The following is a 22,327-nucleotide window of genomic DNA, read 5'->3' as shown; positions in this document are numbered from 1 at the left end:
CGTGCTAAGGACTGCGTGTGACTTCCACCGATACGCTCGCCCGGGCCACCGCCCGGCTGCGTGCCGCGGGATGCGTCTTCGCCGAGGAGGAGGCGGAGATTCTGGCCACTGCCGCCGCCTCCGGCGCCGAGCTGGACGCGATGGTCACCCGGCGTGCTTCCGGTGAGCCTCTGGAACAGGTGGTCGGCTTCGCCGATTTCTGCGGGGTACGCGTCCGCCTGCGCCGCCACGTCTTCGTCCCCCGGCTCCGCAGCGCGCTGCTGGTACGCCTCGCCGCCTCCGCGATCCCCCCGGACGCCCTCGTGGTCGACCTGTGCTGCGGCTCCGGCGCCCTGGGCCTGGCCGTCCGCCACCGCGTCCCCGGCATCACCCTGCACGCCGCCGACCTGGACCCGGCCGCCGTGGCCTGCGCCGCCGAGAACCTGGCCGCCGGGGCCCACGTCCACCAGGGTGACCTCTTCCACGCCCTGCCCACCGAGCTCCGCGGCCGCATCGACCTGCTCCTGGCCAACGTCCCCTACGTCGCCACCCGGCACATCCCGTTCCTGCCCGCCGAGGCCCGCGATCACGAGCCGCGGACCGCCCTGGACGGCGGCGACGACGGATTGGCGGTGTTCCGCGCGGTCGTCGCGGGTGCCGCCGCCTGGCTCGCCCCCGATGGCCTGCTGATCTCCGAGATCACCGAGGCGCAGACCGGGGCGGCCGTGGACGCCGTCCGCGGGAACGGATTGACGGCCACTGTCACCACCGACGATGATCTCGACGCCCGCGCGATCCTGGCGCGCCGTACCCCTATAAGCCCTGCCTGATGACCCTCTGACGAGAAGGACGCCGTGGGCCTGCTGCGTAGGATCGCCCGCGCCCGGCTGGCCGCCCGGGTGCTCCGCCGTCTGCGCCACGCCGGCATCTCCGGAGCGCGGTACCACTCCCGCGCCTTCGAGATCAGGTTCACGGTGCCCGGCGACGCCGAGCCCACCGTCGTGCCGCTGACCCCGCTGATCGGCCGCAAGGATCTCGCCGGGTTCGTCGCGGGCCTGCTGCGCGTGCCGCCGTCCTGGGCGGATGCGGCCCCGCTGCTCCGGCCGGTGCTGCGCGGCGCCGCGCCGGGCGCGCTGCTGCGGCGCCCGGCTCTGCCTTTCCTGTCCGAGTTCGCCGTGGTCGATCAACCCGACACCATGACGTACGTGACCCCGGCCCAGTCCGCCGCTTGGAAGACCGATTCCGATCAGATCTTCGCCAGGGCTCGCGCCAATCTCAGCGGGGCGGTCCTGCACGGCACGGCGACGGGCCCGGTGACCGTGCGGTTCGTCGACGACGGCAACGCGTACTGGACCTCCCACCTGCTCCTGCCCGGCTGGCTGACCCGGCTGACCGGGCAGGTCGGCGGCACACCGGTGGCGTTCGCCCCGGAACGGGGCACGCTGCTGGTGACCGCCGACGACAGCCCGCACCTGGTGGCCCTGTTCGCCGAGGCGGAGGCGATCTTCGTGACGTCACCGCACCCGCTGTCCCCGATGGCTTACGTCAGCGACCCGGACGGCTGCACCGTCCCCTACACCGCCCCACCGGGTCATCGCCTGCACCAGACGGTCCGGCGGGCCGAGCGCCTGCTGGCCATGCACGAGTACGACGTCCAGCCCGCCGACCCCGAGCACCCGTCGGCGCCACTGCAGCTGATCGGGTCCCGTGCCGAGGGCTGGCACACCCGCGCCCTGTGGCCGAAGGACTCCCCCACCCTGCTGCCCGAGGCCGACGAGGTTCAGTGCGGCGACCGCGTCATCCCGTGGCCCGACCTGCTCCCCCACCTGAAGCCGACCGACCACACCCCGCCCCGCTGGTTCGCCACTTCCTGGCCCGCGTAGGGCGAAACCCCGGCTGGTTCTCAGGCTGTCTCACGTGCCGTGAGACAGCCTGAGAACCAGCCGCACAAGATCCGACGCTCATCCCGTACGGGAGTGAACGACGATCCCGGCCAGCCCCGGCCCCGTGTGTGCCGCGACCACCGCGCCCACCTCGGTGAGATAGCAGTCCCGCAAGCGATCCCCGAGCCGCTCGCTCAACGCCTCCACCAGCAACTCCGCCCGTTCCGGCGTGCCGAGGTGATGGACCGCGACGTCCGCCTCCCCGGCCCCGGCCGCCTCGACGGCGAGATCGACGAGCCGGGCGAGGGCGCGCCCCGTCGTCCGGACCTTGTCACGGACCGTGACCGCCCCGTTGTCGACGTGCAGGATCGGCTTGACCGACAGGGCGGTGCCGAGCAGCGCCGACGCGGCCCCGATCCGGCCGCCGCGGCGCAGGAACTCGAGGGTGTCGACGTAGAACAGCGTGGTGACCCGGGCCGCGTGGTCGGCGGCGGCGGCGGTGACGGTGTCCAGGTCGTGGCCGGCCCGGGCAGCGGCGGCGGCGGCGAGCGCCGGGAAGCCGAGGCCCATCGCCGCGGTCCCGCTGTCGACCACCCGGACCCGGGGGCCGACCTCGGCGGCCGCGAGTTGCGCGGCCTCGTGGGTGCCGGACAGCTTGGCGGACAGGTGCACCGAGACGACACCGTCGGCGCCCGCGTCGAGGAGGCGCCGGTATTCCGTGACGAACTGGGCGGGCGCCGGCCGTGAGGTGCTGACGGCGGCCCGGCGCGCGGTGAGCGCCCGGGCCACCTCGGCCGGCGAGACCTCGGTGCCCTCCAGGCCGTCCCAGCCGTTGATCACGACGGTGAGCGGCACGATGGTCAGGTCATACGTGCCGTTCAGCTCGGCCGGCAGGTACGCGGTGGAGTCGGTGACGACCGCGATGGTCATGCAGGCAAGGTACTTGATTCAGATGTGCGCCACCTGCCGGCTACCGAACCGAGGAGACCTCGAACGGCACGCCCTGCATGCAGGTGGTCATGGTGCCCGGCGCGGACTTGCCGGTCACGGTGACCTCGGCGCCGACCTGGACCGAGGCGCGGGCCTGCTCGTCCTTGATGATCAGCAGATGGTCGCCGGTGCCGTCCTTGAGGAGCAGGCAGTTCGGCTCGACCCCGGCGGTGACGGTGCCGGTGAGGACGGTCTCGCCCGGAGCCACGGAGGGCGCCGCAGCCGAGGTGACGGCGGACTCGGGCGAGCCGGGCTGGACGGGATCGTTGTTCGCGCAACCGGTGGCGAGCGCCAGGAGGAGCGCGGCGGGGATGAGGATACGCATGGTGTTCAGACGCTACCGACTCCGGACGGGTTCCCTCACACCGGCGGCGGGACCGGGCGCTCGGCCATGACACCGACGTTGTACGCCGCCATCTGCCAGCCCCGGGCCTCGTCGCGGGTGAGCTCCACCCAGTGGCAGTTCTGCAGGGCGCGCAGCGTGCGCAGCTGCTCACGCGGCCAGCCGAGCAGGTGACCGACGCCCTGCCGGGCGGCCGCGCCGTGGGTGGCGACCACGACGGTGCCGTCCGCCGGGACCAGGCGGGCCGCGTCCTGCAGTGCCTCGGAGACCCGCTTGCCGAGGTCGTCGAGGGTCTCCACCTCGCCTCCGATGACGTCCTCGCCGGCGGTCCAGCGGGCGTGCTCCTCGGGGCGCTCGGCGGCGACCTCGGCCATGGTCATGCCCTGCCACTCGCCGAAGTAGCGCTCGCGCAGCCGCTCGTCGGGGCGGATGGCGAGGCCGGTCAGGGCGGCGAGGGCGGCGGCGGTGTCGGCGGCCCGGCTCAGGTCGCTGGCGACGATCGCGGCCGGGCGCAGACGGACGAGCAGCTCGGCCGCGTCGACGGCCTGCCGGCGGCCCAGCTCGTTGAGCGGGACGTCGGTCTGCCCCTGCACGCGGGAGCCGGCGTTCCAGTCGGTGTTGCCGTGCCGCCAGACGATGAGGCGGGTCACGGGGCCTCAGCGCCGGCGTCGGCCAGGTCACGGTCGACGAACGGAATCAGCGGGCAGTCCTTCCAGAGCTGGTCGAGGGCGTAGAACTCGCGCTCCTCGACGTGCTGCACGTGCACCACGATGTCGATGTAGTCGAGCAGCACCCAGCGGCCCTGCTGCAGGCCCTCACGCCGCTCGGGCTTCGCCTTCTCCGGCAGGTTGAGCAGCGCTTCCTCGATGGCGTCGACGACCGCCTGCACCTGACGCTCGTTGGCCGCCGAGGCGATGACGAACGCGTCGGTGATGTAGATCTGCTCGGCGACGTTGATGACGGAGATGTCCTGCGCCTTCTTGTCCGCGGCGGCCTGGGCGGCCGTCAGGGCGAGTTCAAGAGCGCGTTCGGTGACGGGCAAAAGGGGTCTCCTCGGTCGGGTATCAGGACGTCAAGCGTCTCACACCGGCCCGGTAATCCCCGCGTCCCGATACAGGCCCCGCTTGTTGATGTATTGCACGACACCGTCCGGCACCAGGTACCACACCGGGAGGCCGGTGGCGACCCGGTGGCGGCAGTCGCTGGAGGAGATGGCCATCGCCGGGACCTCGACCAGGGTGACGCTGTCGGCGGGCAGGTGCGCGCCGGACAGCTCGAACCCGGGCCGGGTGACGCCGATGAAGTGCGCCAGCTCCAGCATGGTGAGCGCGTCCTTCCACGACATGATCCGGCCGAGCGCGTCGGCGCCGGTGATGAAGTACAGCTCGGCGGACTGCCCGTACACGGCCCGCATGTCCCGCAGCGTGTCGACGGTGTAGGTGGGGCCGTCCCGGTCGATGTCGGCGCGGCTGACGTGGAAGCGCGGGTTGGAGGCGGTCGCGACGACGGTCATCAGGTAACGGTCCTCGGCGGGCGAGACCTTGCCCTTCTCGTACGGCTGACCGGTCGGCACGAACATCACCTCGTCCAGGTCGAACCGCGCCTGGACCTCGCTGGCGGCGACCAGGTGCCCGTGGTGGATGGGATCGAAGGTCCCACCCATGATGCCGATCCGCCGCCTGGACATCAGAGAAGGATACGGGGCGGGCGGCCGGAGACTTCCGGGCCGCCCGCCCACGGGAGTCCGTCAGCCTCGCGCGATCAGGGCCCGGCGCAGGTCGTCGTCGGAGTCCTCCACCACACGGCGCAGGATCTGGTGCAGGCCCGGGTCGGCCAGCAGGTTCGCGGCGAGGTCCCGGGTGCGTGCGGAGACCACCACCGAGGGGTACGCCACCGAGGCGATGTGCTCGGCGCTCATCCCGCCCCGGTTGCGCATCATCTCCGGCATGTCGGTGAAGTACCGCTCGGCGTACGGCTCCAGCAGTTCCAGCTGTTCCGGCTGCCAGAAGCCGCTCGCGGTCAGCTCGGCGAGCCGGTTGGACAGCGCGGTGTCCCGGATGATCGCGGTCCAGGCCGTCTCCTTGGCCTCCGGGTCCGGCCGGGCGGCCCGGCAGCGGGCGGCCCACTGCTCGCCGGAGGCGCTGCGGTCGCGGGCCAGCTCGTCGTCGATCACGTCGGCGCCGGCCACGCCGAGCACCGCGAGCCGGTAGATGATCAGCCAGCGTAGGTCGGCGTCGACGGCCAGGCCGTCCGGCACGTCCTCCCCGGCCAGCCAGCCGCGCAGCCGGGCGGTGTCGACGGTGGCGCCGATCAGGCCGCGGGCGGCGGCCAGTTGCCGGGAGTCACCGGCCGGCGCGGCGGCGAGCAGCCGGTCGGCGGCCTGGGCGAGCATCTCCAGGGCGGCCGGGCGGGTCTCCGGTGAGGCGTACCGGTCGACCAGGCCGCGGGTGGCCCGCAGCACGTCCTCGACGACGGCCACCTCGCTCTCCACCGGCAGGGCGGCCAGCACCAGGGCGACCAGTTCGGCGACCGGGCGTTCCCCGTCGACCACCGCGTCCAGGGTGGCGGCCCAGATCACGGCGCGGGCCAGCGAGTCGTCCAGCCGGGGCAGCAGCAGCGGCACGGCGGCCGCCGAATCGTCGTCCAGGCGGATCTTCGCGTACGTCAGGTCACCGTCGTTGAGCAGCAGCAGGTCCGCCGCGGGCTGTCCGGCGAGGTCGGCCAGCACGGTCCGCCCGGACGCGTCCAGCTCCACCTCGAGGCGCCGCCGCAGCGCCACGCTGCCGTCGGCCCGCCTGTCGTAGAGGCCCACGCCGATCCGGTGCGGCCGCAGCGTCGGGTGGTCCGCCGGCGCGGTCTGCACCACGGCGACCTCGGCGTAGTCCGTCCCGTCCCGGGTGACCTCGGCGCGCAGCGTGTTGACCTGGGCCCGGCGCAGCCACACCTCGGCCCAGCCGGACAGGTCCCGGCCGCTGGCCCCGGACAGGGCGCGGAGCAGGTCGGCCAGGGTGGCGTTGCCGTAGGCGTGGGCCTGGAAGTGCTCGTTGAGCCCGGCCAGGAACGCCTTGTCGCCGAGCCAGGCGACCAGCTGCTTGAGGACGGCGGCGCCCTTGGCGTACGAGATCCCGTCGAAGTTGAGCAGCGCCTGCTCGGTGTCGCCGACCTCGGACGGGGCGACCGGATGGGTGGACGGCCGCTGGTCGGCGCGCAGACCCCAGGCCTTGCGGTGCATCGCGAAGGTGGTCCACGCGTCGCTGAACCGGGTCGCCTCAGCGGTGACCCGGGAGCCCAGGTACTCCGCGAACGACTCGTTCAGCCACAGGTCGTCCCACCAGGCCATGGTGACCAGGTCACCGAACCACATGTGGGCCATCTCGTGGGCGATCACGTTGGCCCGGCGTTCCCGGTCGCTGTCGGTGACGGCCGAGCGGGGGATCATCTCGTCCCGGAAGACGACGAGGCCGGGGTACTCCATGGCGCCGAAGTTGAACTCGGGCGCGAACGCCTGCTGGTAGTGCCCGAACGGGTAGCGGATGTCGAACATCTCGTGGAACCGGTCCAGCGACGCCTTCGTCAGCTCGAAGATCTCCGGCGCCTGCGCGTCCAGGTGCTCGGCCAGGGCGGACCGCACGTACAGCGCGAGGGGGATGCCGTCGTGCTCGCTGGTGACCTGGTGGTACGGCCCGGCGATGAGGGTGGCCAGGTAGGTGGAGATGCGCTTGGTCGGCGCGAACCGCCAGCGGCCGCCGTCCCGGGACACGAGGGCGCCGTTGGTGGCGACCAGCCACTGCTCCGGCGCGGTGACGCCGACCGTGAAGACGGCCTTGAGGTCCGGCTGGTCGAACGCGGGCAGCACCCGCCCGGCGTTGTTGATGAACAGATGCTGGTAGAGGTACGTGTTCCCGTCGGCGGGATCGGTGTACCGGTGCAGCCCCTCCCCGTCGTTGGAGTACCGCATCAGAGCGTCGACGACCAGCTCGTTCTCCTCGGCGAGGCCGGTCAGCTCGAGGCGGGCCCCGGTCGAGGCCTCCGGCGGCACGGCGGCGCCGTTGAGCGTCATCGAGAGGACCTCGGCGGGCTCGAACTCCAGGAACGTCGCGGCGCCGGCCCGGGCACGGAATCGCACCGTCACACGGGACCGGAAGGTGTCGCCGGGGCCGGTCAGGTCCAGGTCGATGTGGTATTCCTCGACGTCGACGAGGGATGCTCGCTCGACGGCCTCGGCACGGGTCAGGGTGGGCATGCCGACAATCATGCCCGTTTGGGGCCGCCGTCCCTACGGTGGGCGCGCTACGCTTGATCCATGCGCGTCTGCCGTCCCGACTTCTGCGGCAATGACTGGTGGCTGCCCTGACGGGGCGGCTCACCCACACGCGCGATTCCACTTCCGCGGCCGCCCGATCCGGGCGGCCGTTTCTCGTCGAGCACGCGATCTCCCGGAGCAGGCGGTCACCCGTACCCCGCAAGGAGATCCGACATGTCGCCCACCCGCCGCCTGACCGGCTTCAAGCCCACCGGCCACCTGCATCTCGGCAATCTGCTGGGCGCTCTGCGCCCACTGATCGCGGCGCAGGACGGCACCGACTCGATCGCGCTGATCGCGGACCTGCACGCGCTCACCCTGGAGCACGATCCCGAGCGGGTCCGGGCGCTCACCCTCGAACAGGCCACGGTCATGCTGGCCGCCGGCGTCGACCCGGAGCGCACGCCGATCGTGGTCCAGTCGCACGTTCCGGAGATCACCGAGCTGCACTATCTGCTGGAGTGCGTGACCGGGTTCGGCGAGGCGGCCCGCATGATCCAGTTCAAGGAGAAGTCGTCCGGCGGCGGTCACGTGCGGCTCAGCCTGCTGACCTACCCGGTGCTGATGGCCGCCGACATCCTGGCGCACGACATCGTGCAGGTGCCGGTCGGCGAGGACCAGAACCAGCATCTGGAGCTCGCCCGCACACTCGCGACCAGGTTCAACGCCCGCTACGGCCCGACTCTCACGGTGCCCGAGGGGGTGCGCCCGGAGGCGGCCGCGCGGGTCATGGACCTCGCCGATCCCACCACCAAGATGGGCAAGAGCACCGGAACCGGGCGGATCGCGTTGCTCGACCCGCCGGAGGTGGTGCGGCGGACCGTGGCGCGGGCGGTCACCGACGAGGTGGGGGTGGTGCGCCGCGATCCGGAACGGCAGCCGGGTGTCACCAACCTGATCGACATCCTGGCGGCCTGCACGGGCCGGGCGCCGGCCGATCCGCACTCCTACGGAGAGCTGAAGCGGGAGGTCACGGACGCGGTGGAGGCGGTGCTCGCGCCGATCCGGGCGCGGCACGCCGAGCTGACCGCCGACCCCGGGCACGTCCGGGAGATCCTGGCGGAGGGCGCGCGGTCGGTCCGGCCCAGGGCTTTCGCGACGGTACGCCGGACGCGTACCGCCCTCGGCCTACTGGACCAGTGCGGGTAGCCGCTTCTCGAACCGGACCAGTCCGGGACGGTCCGGCAGTGCCGGCAGGTAGCCGGACGACTGGTAGAGGGCGATCACCGCGGACAGCCGGGACTCCAGCTCCAGCCGGATCACCGGGCGGCCCACGGCGAGCGCCTCCTCCTCGATCGCCACGATCATCTGGCGGGCCAGGCCGCGGCCGCGGAAGGCGGGGCGCACGTACAGCCGCCGCATCCCGGCCGTGCCCGGGGCCAGCGCCTGCCAGCCCCCGCAGGCCACCGCCCGGCCGTTGACGACACCTACCAGATACTCGATGTCATCGTCGGGCTCGAATGCCCGGCCCCCGCCGAACCCGCCGGAACCGGCCAGTTCTCGCTGCTCAGCGGTGAGAAGGATGGCCAGTTCCGGGTCCAGGGAGGGTCGGATCTCGATCAGCACCCAGGTGACTCTAGGTGACGACCGTTTCCGGCGGGTTGCGGTGATCTGGACGACTGCCTATTCGTCGGTGTCGCCCTCGATGTCATCCTCGTCACTCACCAGCACCGGGAGCTGGGAGTTGGCGACGGTGCTGACCGTGCCGTCGGCCGACATGTGGGTCAGCTCGTCGTCGTTGCGGATGCGGCGGGCCTTGCGGGCGGCGAGACGCTGCGCCGCGGACGGCCGGGTGTCCAGCTCCTCCAGGCGGGAGTCGGTGCCGCGCGGGCCGGAGATGTACTCGCCGGCGTTCGGCGCCCAGTCGAACTCGCGCTGGCCGATCCGCACCGGCGACCCGGCCACCGCGCCCTTCTTCGCCAGCTCGGCCTCGACGCCGAGCCGTTCCAGGCGGTCACCCAGGTAACCGATGGCCTCGTCGTTGTCGAAGTTGGTCTGCCGCACCCAGCGCTCCACCTGGGCGCCGCGGATCACGAAGACGCCGTCCTCGTCCTGCTCGATGGTGAAGCCGGTGTCGTCGACCGCCCGCGGCCGGATCACGATCCGGGTCGCCTCCTCGACCGGCTTGGCCGCGCGGTACTCCGCGACCAGCTTGGCCAGGGCGAACCCGAACTCCCGGAGGCCTTCCCGGGTCATCGCGCTGACCTCGAACACCTGGTAGCCGCGGGCCTCCAGGTCGGGCCGGACCATCTCGGCCAGGTCGCGCCCGTCCGGAATGTCGATCTTGTTGAGCACCACGATCCGCGGCCTGTCCTCGAGACCGCCGTACGCCGCCAGCTCCGCCTCGATCGCGTCCAGGTCGGCCAGCGGGTCCCGCTCGATCTCCGGCGCCGCCGCGTCCAGCACGTGCACCAGCACCGAGGTCCGCTCGATGTGCCGCAGGAACTGCATGCCCAGACCCTTGCCGGTGGCCGCGCCGGGGATCAGCCCGGGCACGTCGGCGATGGTGTAGGTGTGCTCGCCGGCCTGCACCACACCCAGGTTGGGCACCAGCGTGGTGAACGGATAGTCGGCGATCTTCGGCTTGGCCGCGGACATCACCGCGATCAGCGACGACTTGCCCGCCGACGGGAAACCGACCAGGCCCACGTCGGCGACGCTCTTCAGCTCCAGCACCACGTCCAGCTGGTCGCCCGGCTCGCCCAGCTCGGCGAAGCCCGGCACCTTGCGGCGGGCATTGGCCAGCGACGCGTTGCCCCGGCCGCCGCGGCCGCCCCGGGCCACGGTGAACTCGGTGCCGGCGCCGACCATGTCGGCCAGCACCTCGCCGTCCTCGGTCTGCACGACGGTGCCGTCCGGCACTTTGAGGATCAGGTCCTTGCCGGTCGCGCCGTCCCGGTTCGACCCGGCGCCACCGCCGCCGTTGCTGGCCTTGATGTGCGGGTGGAAGTGGAAGTCCAGCAGGGTGTGCTGCTGCGGGTCCACCACCAGGGTGATGCTGCCGCCGTGCCCGCCGTTGCCGCCGTCCGGCCCGCCGAGCGGTTTGAACTTCTCCCGGTGCACGGAGGAGCACCCGTGGCCCCCGTCACCCGCCTGCAGGTGCAGCACTACCCGGTCGACGAACGTGGTCACTTGCGACTCCTACTGCCGAGGTCCAGCGTGTTGAGTTCGGGCGTCATGGACGGCCGAACTCCACACACGGCGACTGCGAAAACGACAGCGGGCCGCGGACCCGAGGGTCCACGGCCCGCTGAAGAAAAACTACTACGCGACCGGCACGATGCTGACGGTCTTGCGACCGCGCGATGTGCCGAACAGGACGTTGCCGGCGGCAAGCGCGAACAGCGTGTCGTCGCCGCCGCGGCCGACCAGGTCGCCCGGGTGGAACTTGGTGCCACGCTGGCGGATCAGGATCTCGCCGGCGTTGACGAGCTGGCCGCCGAACCGCTTGACGCCCAGCCGCTGGGCGGCGGACTCACGGCCGTTACGAGAGCTGGATGCACCCTTTTTATGAGCCATTGCGCGCCTACTTCCCGCTCTTGATGCCGGTCACCTTGACGCGGGTCAGCGGCTGACGGTGCCCCTGGCGCTTGTGGTATCCGGTCTTGTTCTTGAACTTGTGGATCCGGATCTTCGGACCCTTGGTGTGCTCGGCGATCTCGCCGGACACCGTAACGTTGGCAAGCTTGGCCGCTTCGGTCACCAGGTTGTCACCGTCGACGAGGAGGACCGCGGCGAGGGTCAGAGCGTCGCCGGGCTCACCCGCGAGCTTCTCGACCTCGATCACGTCGCCCTCGGCAACCTTGTACTGCTTGCCGCCGGTCTTGACGATCGCGTACATGAGACGCGGACTCCCTGAGACTTACGCAGCCGCGTGGCTGCTGGCGGATGTTGCTAAAGATTCCGGCTTGCGCTGCAGTGTGATCCGAGCGCGCACGGAGCTAGCGCCGAAAAGGCGCCGTCGGAAAGACTACTTCATCGCAGGCCCGAGGCCCAAACCGGGTTGTCAGCCCCGGCCGCACGCCTTGTCCAGCGTTCCGTGCAGCTCGACGAGCTTCTTGTCGTCGAACCTGCCGATGTCGCCCTTCACCGCGGTGACCTGTGCGCCCAGCGCGGCGAGGGCCTTCTTGACCTCGGCGTCGGCGACCAGCTTCGACATGTCGAGCAGGGCGTAGGAGAAGTTCTGCACGTCACGTGTGACCTTCTCCTGGGCCTTGGCCTTGGCCTCCTTGCTCTCCGCTCCGGCCTGGGCCAGCAGCGCCCGGTTCTCCACGACGGTCTTGCCGAAGGCGGTGCTGGTCCGGCTCGCCTGGTCGCAGATGGCCTCGGTGTCCGCGGAGAGCGCGGCGTCGGTGGGTTTCTCGGCCTGCTGAGCCGCGGCCGCGGTGGTCGCCGCGGGCTTCGGCTCGTCGCCGCCGCCGGAGCAGCCGGCGGTCAGGAGCGCGGCGGAGATCGCCACCGCGGCGAGGGCATGGATACGCATGGGAACTCGGTCTCCTCGGGGGAAAGGGATCGATCCCAGCGAGGGTAACGGAAAACCCGCCCCCGCAGTTAACTTTCTTTCTAGTTAACTGCGGGGGCGGGTTCACACTGCTCAGGGCCGGGTACGCCGCCTCGCGCCGCCCCGCCTCGACCGGCGGCGGGTGCCCGTGCCGGCGCCCACCGCGTCCTCGTCGTCGTCCTCGTCGTCCTCGGCCGCGTCCGGGTCGTCCGCACCGACGAGACGCATCGGCTCGGCGTCCACGGCGCCGTTCACGGGCGCTGCGGGCTCCTCCGCCGTCTCGTACCGGGACAGGTCGTAACCGCTGATGTCGTAGTCGTCGTCATCGTTCGCGGTGGTCACCGCCGGCTGAGCCGGCCGGACGATCCCCGAACCCGCCACCGGGGCCTGCCGCACCGGCGCCGGCTGCACCGGCGCCTGCTCCACCGGGGCCTCCTGCACCGGCGCCTGCTCCACCGCGACCGGAGGAACCTCCGCGATCTCCGCGACCGGGCCGGCATCCTCGACGACCGCCGGCTCCGCGATCACCACGGTCTCCACCGGCGCCTGCTCCACCGGGGCGCTGTCGCTGCCGCCACGGCGGCGCCGCTGGCGCGACGACGACTGCTGCGGAGGCTGCTGCTGCACGGGCGCTTCGGTGCGCACCGCCGCCGCGACCGCCTTCACCTGGTTGCTCGCGCCACCACCGTTGCCGCCGCCACCGTTGCCGTTCGACCGCTTCTCCGGCACCGGCTCCTGGTGGATGACCAGGCCGCGGCCCTTGCAGTGGTCGCAGTTCTCGCTGAACGCCTCCAGCAGGCCCGCGCCGATCCGCTTCCGGGTCATCTGCACCAGACCCAGCGAGGTGATCTCGGTGACCTGGTGCTTCGTCCGGTCCCGGCCCAGGCACTCGGTGAGCCGCCGCAGCACCAGCTCGCGGTTGCTCTCCAGCACCATGTCGATGAAGTCGATCACCACGATGCCACCGAGGTCGCGCAGCCGCAGCTGGCGCACGATCTCCTCGGCCGCCTCCAGGTTGTTGCGGGTGACCGTCTCCTCCAGGTTGCCGCCCGCGCCGGTGTACTTACCGGTGTTGACGTCGACCACCGTCATCGCCTCGGTCCGGTCGATCACCAGGTGACCGCCGGACGGGAGGAAGACCTTGCGGTCCAGCGCCTTGAGGATCTGCTCGTCGATGCGCCACTCGGCGAAGGCGTCCGTGACACCGGTGTGCCGCCGCAGCCGCTCCACCAGGTCCGGGGAGACCGAGTCGAGGTAGTTCTCGACCTCGGCGTACGCCTGCTCGCCCTGCACCACCAGCTCGCGGAAGTCCTCGTTGAAGAGGTCCCGGACGACCCGGATGACCAGGTCCGGCTCCTCGGACAGGGCCCGCGGGGCGTTGCCCTCGGCGGCCCGCGCCTGGATGTCCTCCCACTGCGCCTGGAGCCGCTTGACGTCGCGGGCCAGCTCGTCCTCGGTGGCGCCCTCGGCCGCGGTGCGCACGATCACGCCCGCGCCGTCCGGCACCATCTTCTTCAGGATGTCGCGCAGCCGCTTGCGCTCGTTGTCCGGCAGCTTGCGGCTGATCCCGGACGCGTTGCCGTTGGGCACGTAGACCAGGTGCCGGCCGGAGAGCGCGATGTGGCTGGTCAGGCGGGCGCCCTTGTGGCCGATCGGGTCCTTGGTGACCTGCACCAGCACCGAGTCGCCGGAGCGCAGCGCCTGCTCGATCGAGCGGGCCCGGCCCTCCAGCCCGGTGGCGTCCCAGTTGACCTCACCGGCGTAGAGCACGGCGTTGCGGCCGCGGCCCACGTCGACGAACGCCGCCTCCATGCTCGGCAGCACGTTCTGCACCTTGCCGAGGTAGACGTTGCCGACCATGGTGCCGGAGGTGGCCCGGGCGACGTAGTGCTCGACCAGGATGCCGTCCTCGAGCACGGCGATCTGGGTACGGTCCTGCTTCTGCCGGACGACCATCACCCGGTCCACCGCCTCGCGGCGGGCCAGGAACTCCGACTCGCTCAGGATCGGCGGGCGGGTCCGGCGCTGCTCCCGGCCGTCCCGGCGGCGCTGGCGCTTGGCCTCCAGCCGGGTCGAGCCGGAGACACCCTGCACCTCGTCGGAGGTCCGCCGGGGCTCGCGCACCCGGACCACGGTGTGCACGCCGTCCTCGATACCGCCGGTCTCGCCGTCACCGGTGGAGCCCTTGCGGCGCCGGCGGCGGCGACGCCGGGTGACGCCGTCACCCTCGCCCTCGCCCTCCTCCGGCTCCTCGTCCTCGTCCTCGCCGTCCTCGGCGGACGCCTCGGCGCCGTCCTCGGCGCCCTCTTCGGCATCGTCGTCGGCGTCGTCGGACGGGCCCTTGCCCCGGCCCCGGCCACGACGGCCACGGCGGCGGCGACGGCGGCCGGCGGCGCTGTCGTCATCGTCGTCGTTCTCGTCGTCGGCGCCGTCCTCGACGTCGTCGGCGCTCTCGTCGGTCTCGTCCACGACCGGCTCGGCCTCGGTGACCGCCACCTCGGCGGGCTCCTCGGCAGCGCCCCGGCGGCGGCGACGGCTGCGGCGGGTGCCCTCGGCCGGTTCCTCGGCGGGCTCCTCGGCCACGACCTCGGCCGGGGCGGTCGCGGTCTCGGCGACGGCCACGACCTCGGCCACCGGCTCGGCGACCGGCGCGGCGGCCGGACGGCGGCGACGGCTCACCGGCGCGGGCTCGGCCTCGACGGCCTCCGGGGGCATGAACAGCACGGCGGGCGGAAGGGCGCCGCGGCGGGTCTTGGCGGGACCGGCCGGCTGCTCCTCCACGAAGTCGTCGTCGAGCGGGAGGATGCCGACCACCGGGACGCCGGCGGCGCGGGCGGCCGAGGCGGCCTCCACGGCGGCTTCCTCGATGAGAGCGGCCTCGTCCTCCTCGGAGAGTTCCACGGCGGGCTCGGCGGGCTCGGCGGGCGCCGCGGGTGTGGCGGGCGCCGCCACCTCGACCGGGACGTCGGCCGGGGTCGGGTCCTCCACGAGAGCGGGCTGCTCGACCTTCTTGCGGCGGGCCCGGGTCGCCTTCTTCACCGGCGGCGGGGGAACCTCGGCGGCCTCCTCGGCCGGGCCGGTCGCGGCCGGAGTGGCGGCAGCCGGCTCAGCGGCAGCGGGGACGGCCTGCTCGGTGGCGTCCTCGGCAGCGGGAGCCGCCGGCTCGGCCTTCTTGCGCCGGGCGCGGGTCGCCTTCTTCACCGGGGCGGGCGGCGCCTCGGCGGCGTCGGCCTCGGTCCCGGTGCCGGGATCGGCGGCCGGGGCGGCGTCGCTCGCCGGTGCGTCGGCCTCCGGCGGAGGCGCGGCCGCCTTGCGGCGCGGAGCCCGCGTCCGGCGTGCCGGGGTCGTGCTGGCGGCGGCTTCCGCGGGCGGCGTGACTGCTCCGTCCCGTTCACCGCCCTGATCTCCCAGGTTGACTGGGGGCTCGTTATCGAGCATGGGGCGCTCTCCAGTTCTCGGCGACCCCGGGCGCGGGTGAGCGCTGCCACGCAGGGTCGCTGCAAAAGTTTTTCGGGCCCAGCCCTGTGCGGGCCGGGCTTGCCGAAGTCTGCCAGTGAACCTTTGCCAACCTGGCATCGACCGAAACCACCGGTTCGCCACGCTGACACAGGTTCGGCGAACGCAGGCCGGACTCCCGGCTAGCGTTCTCCGATGCCGACGCCCCCGCGATCCGCGTCCAACGGATCGACGATCTCCCCCTGCGCGGTGAGTGTGCCCTGGGCCAGCCGGGTCACCCGTGGGGGCACCGGCGGCTCCAGGCCGGCCACCACGCGCAGGCCGGAGAGGACGTCATCGGGCCGCACGGCGGGTGTCACCTGCCGTACGACAAGGTCGATTATCGCACACGGTACCGCAACCGCCCCGGAAGGTAGGTCCGGCTGAGCAGTCACCGTGCACCGGGACACCGCCGCCCGCGCGTCGAAACTGCGCTTGCCCTGCTTGGTCATGCGTTCCACCAGGACTTCCGCCGAGTCGAGGAACGCGGTGACCGCCTTCTCCGCGTCGGCGGGCTCGACCTGCGGCAGCTCCAGCCGCCACTGCGAGGCGTCGATCCGGTCGGCGAGGCTGCCCTCGCCGGCGATCACCGCCTCCAGGATGTCCAGGCCCGGCGAGAGCGCGGCGTCCAGCGCGACCTTCAGCTGCTCCGGGTCGACCGGGGCCTGCAGGCCGATCTCCAGGTACTCCGCCTCGCTGCCGACACCGGTCGGGGCGGCGCTGGCGTACGAGATTTTCGGGTGCGGGGTGAAACCTTGCGAGAAGGCGATCGGTACGGCGGCCCGGCGCAGCGCCCGCTCGAACGCGCGGGCGAAGTCCCGGTGCGAGGTGAAGCGGAGCGGGCCGCGCTTGGCGTACCGCAGACGGATCCGCTGGACGACCGGGGCCTGGCCGCCGACGGGCTGGTTCTTCGGGGGAATCGGAAACTCCTAAACGGGGACCCGCAGGTTGTTCACGGGTGTCAGAGGAAGCAGCTTCTTGCCGGTCGGGCCGATCTGGATCTCGGTGTCCATCGACGGGCACACGCCGCAGTCGAAACACGGGGTCCAGCGGCAGTCGTCCTGCTCGAACTCGCTCATCGAGTCCTGCCAGTCCTGCCACAGCCAGTCCTTGTCGAGGCCGGAGTCCAGGTGGTCCCAGGGCAGGACCTCCAGTTCCTCGCGCTCGCGGGTGGTGAACCAGTCCAGGTCCACGCCCATCCCGGGCAGCACCTCGTCGCAGGCCTCGACCCAGCGGGCGTACGAGAAGTGCTCGGACCAGCCGTCGAACCGGCCGCCCTTCTCCCAGACCCGGCGGATGACCTTGCCGACCCGGCGGTCGCCGCGGGACAGCAGGCCCTCGATCAGGGACGGCTCGCCGTCGTGGTAGCGGAAGCCGATCGCCCGGCCGAGCGACCGGTCGCTGTTGATCGCGTTCTTGAGCATCTTGAGCCGGCCGTCGATCACCTCCGGCCGGTCCATCTTCGCCCACTGGAACGGGGTGTGCGGCTTCGGCACGAACCCGCCGATCGACACCGTGCACCGGATGTCCTTGGTGCCGGCCGCGGCACGGCCGGCCCGGATCACCTCGTGCGCCATCTCGGCGATCTCCAGGACGTCCTCGTCGGTCTCGCTGGGCAGGCCGCACATGAAGTACAGCTTGACCTGCCGCCAGCCGTTCGAGTACGCCGTGACGACCGTACGGATCAGGTCCTCCTTGGTCACCATCTTGTTGATGACCTTGCGGATCCGCTCCGAACCGCCCTCGGGCGCGAAGGTGAGACCGGTCCGCCGCCCGTTGCGGGACAGCTCCTGCGCCAGGTCGATGTTGAACGCGTCGACCCGGGTGGACGGCAGCGACAGCGAGACGTTGGTGTCCGCGTACTGCTCGGCGAGGCCGGAGCACATGTCGCCGATCTCGGAGTGGTCGGCGCTGGACAGCGACAGCAGGCCGACCTCGTTGAAGCCGGAGAACTCCAGGCCCTGCTGGACCATCTGGCCGACGGTGGTGATCGACCGCTCCCGCACCGGGCGGGTGATCATGCCGGCCTGGCAGAACCGGCAACCCCGGGTGCAACCCCGGAAGATCTCCACCGCGTACCGCTCGTGGACGGTCTCGGCGAGAGGGACCAGAGGCTTCTTGGGGTACGGCCACGCGTCGAGATCCATGGTGGTCCGCTTGGCGACCCGGAACGGCACGTCCGGCCGGTTCGGCACGACCCGCTGGATCCGGCCGTCGGGCAGGTAGTCGACGTCGTAGAACCGCGGCACGTAGATGCTCTCGGTCCGGGCCAGGCGCAGCAGCACCTCGTCGCGCCCGCCGGGGCAGCCCTCGGCCTTCCACTCCCGGATGATCCCGGTGATCTCCAGGACCGCCTCCTCGCCGTCACCGAGCACGGCGGCGTCGATGAAGTCGGCGATCGGCTCCGGGTTGAAGCTGGCGTGGCCACCGGCCAGCACGATCGGGTGCGACTCGTCCCGGTCGGCGCTGTCCAGCGGGATGCCGGCCAGTTCGAGCGCGCTGAGCATGTTGGTGTAGCCCAGCTCGGTGGCGAACGAGATCCCGAAGACGTCGAACGCCTTCACCGGGCGGTGCGCGTCGACGGTGAACTGCGGGACGCCGTTCTCCTTCATCAGCGCCTCGAGGTCCGGCCAGACCGCGTAGGTGCGCTCGGCGAGCACGTCCTCCTGCTCGTTGAGCACCTCGTACAGAATCTGCACGCCCTGGTTGGGCAGGCCGACCTCGTAGGCGTCGGGGTACATCAGCGCCCACCGGACGGTGGTGGCGTCCCAGTCCTTGACGACGGCGCCGAGCTCGCCGCCCACGTACTGGATCGGTTTGCTGACCCGGGGCAGCAACTGCTCGAGCTGCGGGAAGACGGAACTCACGCTCATGGGTGTCCAGGGTACGCGAGGCCGTTCGGCCCTACCGCTCCAGTTCCGCCGCGGCCCTGTCCAGGTCGATCGCCAGCAGGTCGGCACGGAACGCGCAGAGCTGCAGCGTCATCCGGGCGGCCCCGCGTTCCCCGACGACCAGCCGGATCGGCTTCCCCCGGTCGTCCAGATCTCCCACGATGAAGTCGAGCAGCCGCACCCCGGCGCTGTCCAGGAACGAGACCGCGGTCAGATCGATCAGCACGGCGTCCGCCTCGGTGGTCCGGGCCACGATGGCCCGGCCGATGTCGTTGGCGTTCGCGAGGTCTATCTCACCCTTCAGATGGACCAGCTCGGCCGTCCCCCGCCGCGAGAAGCTCACCCACTCGTCCGTCATCGCGGTGTTCCCCTATGCCTGCGCATCATCACCGTCGTCCCCTCGCCGCCGCGGTCGAACGTCACCTCGTCCATCGACTCGTAGATGAGCTGCAGGCCCCGGCCCCGGGTGAAGTCGCCGGCCGGCTCCGCGTCGCCGAGCCAGCCACCCCGGTCGGTGACCCGGACCTCCACCGTCTCCGCGCTGATCGTGGCGGACACGTCGACCACCCCGAACGGGTCGTCGGCGTACCCGTGTTCGATCGAGTTGGCCACCGCCTCGGAACACGCCAGCAGCACCGCGTTGAGACAGTCGACGTCCACGCCGTGCCCGGCGAGCCAGCCGCGCATGTCCGCCCGCAGCAGGGCGATCTGCAGCGGGTCGGCGCCGATCGAGCGTTCCAGCCGCTCCTCGGTGCCCAGGGTGAGGCAGAGCAGGCACACGTCGTCGCCGTGGTCCCGGCCGACCAGGGTGTCGGCCAGGCCCGCGGTCAGGCCCTTGAGCGGGGCGTCCCGCAGTCGCGCGTACTCGCGGGCGAGGATCTCGAAACCGCGGTCGAGTCCGCGGTTCCGGCGCTCGATGAGGCCGTCGGTGTAGAGCAGCAGGCGACTCCCGGCGGCCAGGCGCATCCGGTGCTCGACCCGGCGGCGGTCGCCGGCCCGGGACCCGATCGGCGCCGACCGGCCCTGCAGCAGATATTGCGGGGAGCCGGCGGGCTCGTGCAGCAGGGGCGGCAGATGACCCGCGCAGGCGTACGACACCTCGCTGCTGAGCAGGTCGACCTCGGCGTACACCAGGGTGGCCATCCGGGCCGAGTCGACCCGGTCGCAGAACCGGTCCAGGTCCTCCAGCAGCCGGGCCGGGCCGTTCTCCGCCGAGGCCAGCGCCCGGATCGCGCTGCGCAGCTGGCCCATCGTGGTGGCCGCCTCGATACCCCGCCCGACCACGTCGCCGACCACCACGGCCAGCTTGTTCGCGGTGATCAGGAAGGCGTCGTACCAGTCTCCGCCGACCTCCATGTCCTGGGCCGCGGCCTGGTAGTGGGTCTCCAGCGCGAACCTCGGGTCGGCGCCCGGCACGTCCGCGGCCAGCAGGCTGCGCTGCAACGTCCGCGCGATGGCCCGCTCCTGCTCGTAGAGGCGGGCGTTCTCGCAGGCCAGGGCGGTACGGTCGGCCAGGTCGACGAGGAACAGCCGCTCGGCCTCGGTGCCGCGCCGGTCCGGGGCCATCCGGACGGCCAGGGTGCCGAGCACCCGGCCGCGGACGATCAGCGGCAGCACGGTGCAGCCCAGTCCGTCCCCCTCGGTGGCGAACACCGGCGCCGCCGTCTCCACCGCCTCGGCCGTCCGCTCCTCGATCCGCGCCGGGTCGGGCGCCGGGCCGCCGTGGTACTCGACCAGGCCGGCCGGGCCGACCTGCAACCGGATCAGGGCCCAGTCGGCGATCTCCGGGACCACCCGCTCGACCAGCTTGCGGGCCCGCTGCATCAGCCGGTGCTCCTCGTCGAGCGCCCGCGTGGTGCGGGCCAGGAACGACGAGCGCTCCTCGCGGCGCCGGGCGTCGTCGTAGAGCCGGGCCCGGTCCAGCGCCTGCCCGGCCTGCTGCCCGAGCAGCCGGATGACCCGCAGCTCACCGTCGGTGAGGACGCGCTCCTCGCGGAAACTGAACGCCAGGACGCCGAGCACGTTCACCCCGGCCTGCTCGTCGGACGGGCCGGTGGTCAGCGGGAGCAGCACCACACTGCGCCGCTCGGACCGGCGCATCGACTCGGCCAGGTCCGGGAAGTGCTCCTCGGCCTCGGCCAGGGTGCCGACCACGTGCAGGTCGCCGCGCCGGGCCACCTCGGCGACCGCCCGGGTCGACGAGCGGGGCATGTCGTCCCAGTTGCCGGTGGTCGGATCGGTCGAGGCGACCGCGATCAGCCGGTCCGAGTCGGTGTCGGTCAGGTAGATGCTGCTGCTGGTGGCCTGGAAGGCGGGCTCCGGCGCGCGCACCACGGCCTCCGCCACCTCCGCCTCGGTCGGGGCCGCCGCCAGGTCGGCCACTATCCGCTGCAGGACCCGGACCCGCTGCTCGGAGGACTCGGCGGCCCGGCGGGCGGCCAGCAGCTCCCGCTCGTAGCTGCGCCGCTCGGTGGCGTTGAAGATCATCGTGCGGATGATCCGGGGCGTCCCGGTCGGCCCGCGTTCCAGCACCGAGTTGACCAGGGTGGGCACCGGCCGCCGATCCGACCGGACCACCTCGAGCGCGATCTCGTGCACCTCGCCCTGCATGTTCAGCAGCGGCGCGTAGTGCGTCTCGTGGTAGATCTGGTCGCTCTTGGTCAGCAGGTCACGGAACCGTTTGAGGCCGATCAGGTCGGCCCGGGAATAGCCGGTCCAGTTCAGGAACGTCTCGTTGACCCGGACGATGGTGCCGTCCGGGAGCGTCGTCAGGTATCCGCAGGGAGCGTGCTCGTACAGGTCCTCGGGATCGTCGTCCCAGGGCAGTCGTAACTCCTGTGTCACGTCCGGCCCACCAGATTCACTCACGCCAATGCTCCGCCGATCATGCCCGCTGTCTACAACCAGGACTTGATCGCGTCAACCGTTTCCTCCGGGGCACTCAGGTTCGGGCAGTGCCCGGTCGCGTTGAGAGTCGTGAACGTGCTGTCCGGCGTGTGCTTGTGCACATACTCGCCGACCACGGCCGGGGCGATGACGTCGTCGGTGCACTGCAGGATCAGCGAGGGGACCCGCAGCCGGGGCAGGTCGGCGCGGTTGTCGGAGAGGAACGTGACCCGGGCGAACTTCTTGGCGATCTCCGGGTCGGTCATGCAGAAGCTGTTCGTCAGCTCCTCGCCCAGCTCGGGCCGGTCCGGGTTGCCCATGATCACCGGGGCCATCGCGCTCGACCAGCCCAGGTAGTTGCTGTCCAGCGACTCCAGCATCTGCTCGATGTCGGCGCGCTGGAACCCGCCGACGTAGCCGTCGGTCTCGTCGTCGATGTACCGCGGGGACGGGCCGACCATCACGATCCCGGCGAACCGGTCCGGCTCCCGCACCGCGGCCAGGACACCGATCATCGCGCTCACCGAGTGCCCCACGAAGATCACGTCACGCAGGTCGTGCTCCCGGACGATCTCCAGGATGTCCTCGGCGTAGCCGCTGAGCGCGCCGTGCCGGGAGTCCCGGTAGGCCGACAGGTCCGACCGGCCACTGCCGACGTGATCGAAGAGGACGATCCGATGGGTGTCCTGGAAGGCCGGAGTGACGTGACGCCACATGTTCTGGTCGCAGCCGTACCCGTGAGCGAACAGCATCGGCCGGTGTGACTCGGCTCCCGAGATCGTGACGGCGTTTCTCTGTGTCGTACTCATGCGATGGCGGCGCACACCCGGGCCGGGGGCGCCCCTCCCTCCCCAACTGCACGCGAATGATGTGTCGCACTCCGGATCGTGACTCCGGGCACTCTCCGGCCCCATGGGGGCCGCTCGATGCGGGTCCGGGTAACCATACGACTCCGGAGCGTTTCGCACATCGCCCTCGTTGTCCGCCATTGGTGGCCCGCGCCCGTAAGCCGCCCTCGCGTCCGGGTGGCGAACCGGTCCTAACCTGGGCTGGAGG

The 22,327-nt window shown here is 71.9% G+C and carries 20 protein-coding genes; 3 read left to right on the top strand and 17 right to left on the bottom strand.

Translation table 11 applies throughout. The features are described 5' to 3' along the window. Positions 1–17 precede the first annotated feature (17 nt). Together ACZ3II_RS41850 and ACZ3II_RS41845 are read left to right on the top strand one after the other, a co-directional pair. Entirely contained in the window at positions 18–809 is a 792-nt protein-coding gene (locus ACZ3II_RS41850) for a putative protein N(5)-glutamine methyltransferase (RefSeq protein WP_465526144.1), read from the top strand. Positions 810–833: 24 nt separating this feature from the next. After that, positions 834–1,862, top strand: coding sequence for a hypothetical protein (locus ACZ3II_RS41845; protein ID WP_465526142.1), 1,029 nt, complete (start codon positions 834–836; stop codon positions 1,860–1,862). 78 nt (positions 1,863–1,940) lie between these two features. On the opposite strand, the gene ACZ3II_RS41840 is transcribed toward ACZ3II_RS41845, so the two are convergent. The 6 genes from ACZ3II_RS41840 to pepN are packed head-to-tail and all read right to left on the bottom strand — an operon-like array spanning position 1,941 to position 7,438. Further along, a complete protein-coding gene (locus tag ACZ3II_RS41840; protein WP_465526140.1) occupies positions 1,941–2,792 on the bottom strand; it encodes a DegV family protein in 852 nt (283 codons plus the stop codon). Between the two features lie 40 nt (positions 2,793–2,832). After that, positions 2,833–3,177, bottom strand: a complete 345-nt coding sequence (locus tag ACZ3II_RS41835) for a hypothetical protein (RefSeq protein WP_465526138.1) — start codon at positions 3,175–3,177, stop codon at positions 2,833–2,835. 35 nt (positions 3,178–3,212) lie between these two features. Next, positions 3,213–3,845, bottom strand: a complete 633-nt coding sequence (locus tag ACZ3II_RS41830; RefSeq protein WP_465526136.1) for a histidine phosphatase family protein — start codon at positions 3,843–3,845, stop codon at positions 3,213–3,215. Further along, on the bottom strand, positions 3,842–4,237 hold the full coding sequence (rsfS, locus tag ACZ3II_RS41825) for a ribosome silencing factor (RefSeq protein ID WP_465526134.1): 396 nt from the start codon (positions 4,235–4,237) through the stop codon (positions 3,842–3,844). The genes ACZ3II_RS41830 and rsfS overlap by 4 nt, the downstream gene beginning before the upstream one ends. Before the next feature lie 39 nt (positions 4,238–4,276). Next, positions 4,277–4,882 (bottom strand): nicotinate-nucleotide adenylyltransferase, encoded by a 606-nt coding sequence (gene nadD, locus ACZ3II_RS41820; RefSeq protein ID WP_465526132.1) that lies wholly within the window; start codon positions 4,880–4,882, stop codon positions 4,277–4,279. A gap of 60 nt (positions 4,883–4,942) precedes the next feature. Beyond that, positions 4,943–7,438, bottom strand: a complete 2,496-nt coding sequence (gene pepN / locus ACZ3II_RS41815) for an aminopeptidase N (RefSeq protein WP_465526130.1) — start codon at positions 7,436–7,438, stop codon at positions 4,943–4,945. Positions 7,439–7,672: 234 nt separating this feature from the next. Between pepN and trpS the strand changes: the two genes are divergently transcribed. Next, on the top strand, positions 7,673–8,647 hold the full coding sequence (gene trpS / locus ACZ3II_RS41810) for a tryptophan--tRNA ligase (RefSeq protein WP_465526128.1): 975 nt from the start codon (positions 7,673–7,675) through the stop codon (positions 8,645–8,647). Here the strand turns inward: trpS and ACZ3II_RS41805 are convergent. The 11 genes from ACZ3II_RS41805 to ACZ3II_RS41755 form a co-directional block, all read right to left on the bottom strand. Next, positions 8,627–9,064, bottom strand: coding sequence for a GNAT family N-acetyltransferase (locus ACZ3II_RS41805; protein ID WP_465526126.1), 438 nt, complete (start codon positions 9,062–9,064; stop codon positions 8,627–8,629). The genes trpS and ACZ3II_RS41805 overlap by 21 nt on opposite strands. Positions 9,065–9,121: 57 nt before the next feature. Beyond that, complete coding sequence (gene obgE / locus ACZ3II_RS41800) at positions 9,122–10,630, bottom strand: GTPase ObgE (RefSeq protein ID WP_465526124.1); 1,509 nt, start codon at positions 10,628–10,630, stop codon at positions 9,122–9,124. 132 nt (positions 10,631–10,762) lie between these two features. After that, positions 10,763–11,017 (bottom strand): 50S ribosomal protein L27, encoded by a 255-nt coding sequence (gene rpmA, locus ACZ3II_RS41795; RefSeq protein ID WP_465526120.1) that lies wholly within the window; start codon positions 11,015–11,017, stop codon positions 10,763–10,765. A gap of 7 nt (positions 11,018–11,024) precedes the next feature. Then, positions 11,025–11,339: a 50S ribosomal protein L21 gene (gene rplU / locus ACZ3II_RS41790; RefSeq protein ID WP_043526292.1), complete on the bottom strand. Its 315-nt coding sequence runs from the start codon at positions 11,337–11,339 to the stop codon at positions 11,025–11,027. A 165-nt stretch (positions 11,340–11,504) separates the two neighbouring features. Continuing rightward, positions 11,505–11,981, bottom strand: coding sequence for a hypothetical protein (locus ACZ3II_RS41785; protein WP_465526118.1), 477 nt, complete (start codon positions 11,979–11,981; stop codon positions 11,505–11,507). A 111-nt stretch (positions 11,982–12,092) separates the two neighbouring features. Next, positions 12,093–15,437 (bottom strand): Rne/Rng family ribonuclease, encoded by a 3,345-nt coding sequence (locus ACZ3II_RS41780; RefSeq protein ID WP_465526116.1) that lies wholly within the window; start codon positions 15,435–15,437, stop codon positions 12,093–12,095. Between the two features lie 200 nt (positions 15,438–15,637). Beyond that, a complete protein-coding gene (locus ACZ3II_RS41775) occupies positions 15,638–16,357 on the bottom strand; it encodes a TIGR03936 family radical SAM-associated protein (protein WP_465526200.1) in 720 nt (239 codons plus the stop codon). A gap of 66 nt (positions 16,358–16,423) precedes the next feature. Further along, a complete protein-coding gene (locus ACZ3II_RS41770) occupies positions 16,424–18,367 on the bottom strand; it encodes a TIGR03960 family B12-binding radical SAM protein (protein ID WP_465526114.1) in 1,944 nt (647 codons plus the stop codon). Positions 18,368–18,398: 31 nt separating this feature from the next. Beyond that, on the bottom strand, positions 18,399–18,743 hold the full coding sequence (locus ACZ3II_RS41765; RefSeq protein WP_465526112.1) for an STAS domain-containing protein: 345 nt from the start codon (positions 18,741–18,743) through the stop codon (positions 18,399–18,401). Then, entirely contained in the window at positions 18,740–21,253 is a 2,514-nt protein-coding gene (locus ACZ3II_RS41760) for a SpoIIE family protein phosphatase (protein ID WP_465526110.1), read from the bottom strand. The genes ACZ3II_RS41765 and ACZ3II_RS41760 overlap by 4 nt, the downstream gene beginning before the upstream one ends. 29 nt (positions 21,254–21,282) lie before the next feature. After that, positions 21,283–22,080 (bottom strand): alpha/beta fold hydrolase, encoded by a 798-nt coding sequence (locus ACZ3II_RS41755; protein ID WP_465526108.1) that lies wholly within the window; start codon positions 22,078–22,080, stop codon positions 21,283–21,285. Between the last annotated feature and the right edge of the window lie 247 nt (positions 22,081–22,327).

The organism is Actinoplanes sp. NPDC019969, from assembly GCF_055562375.1.
Note: the sequence above shows the minus strand (reverse complement) of the source record. Positions and strands in the feature narration are given on the sequence as shown.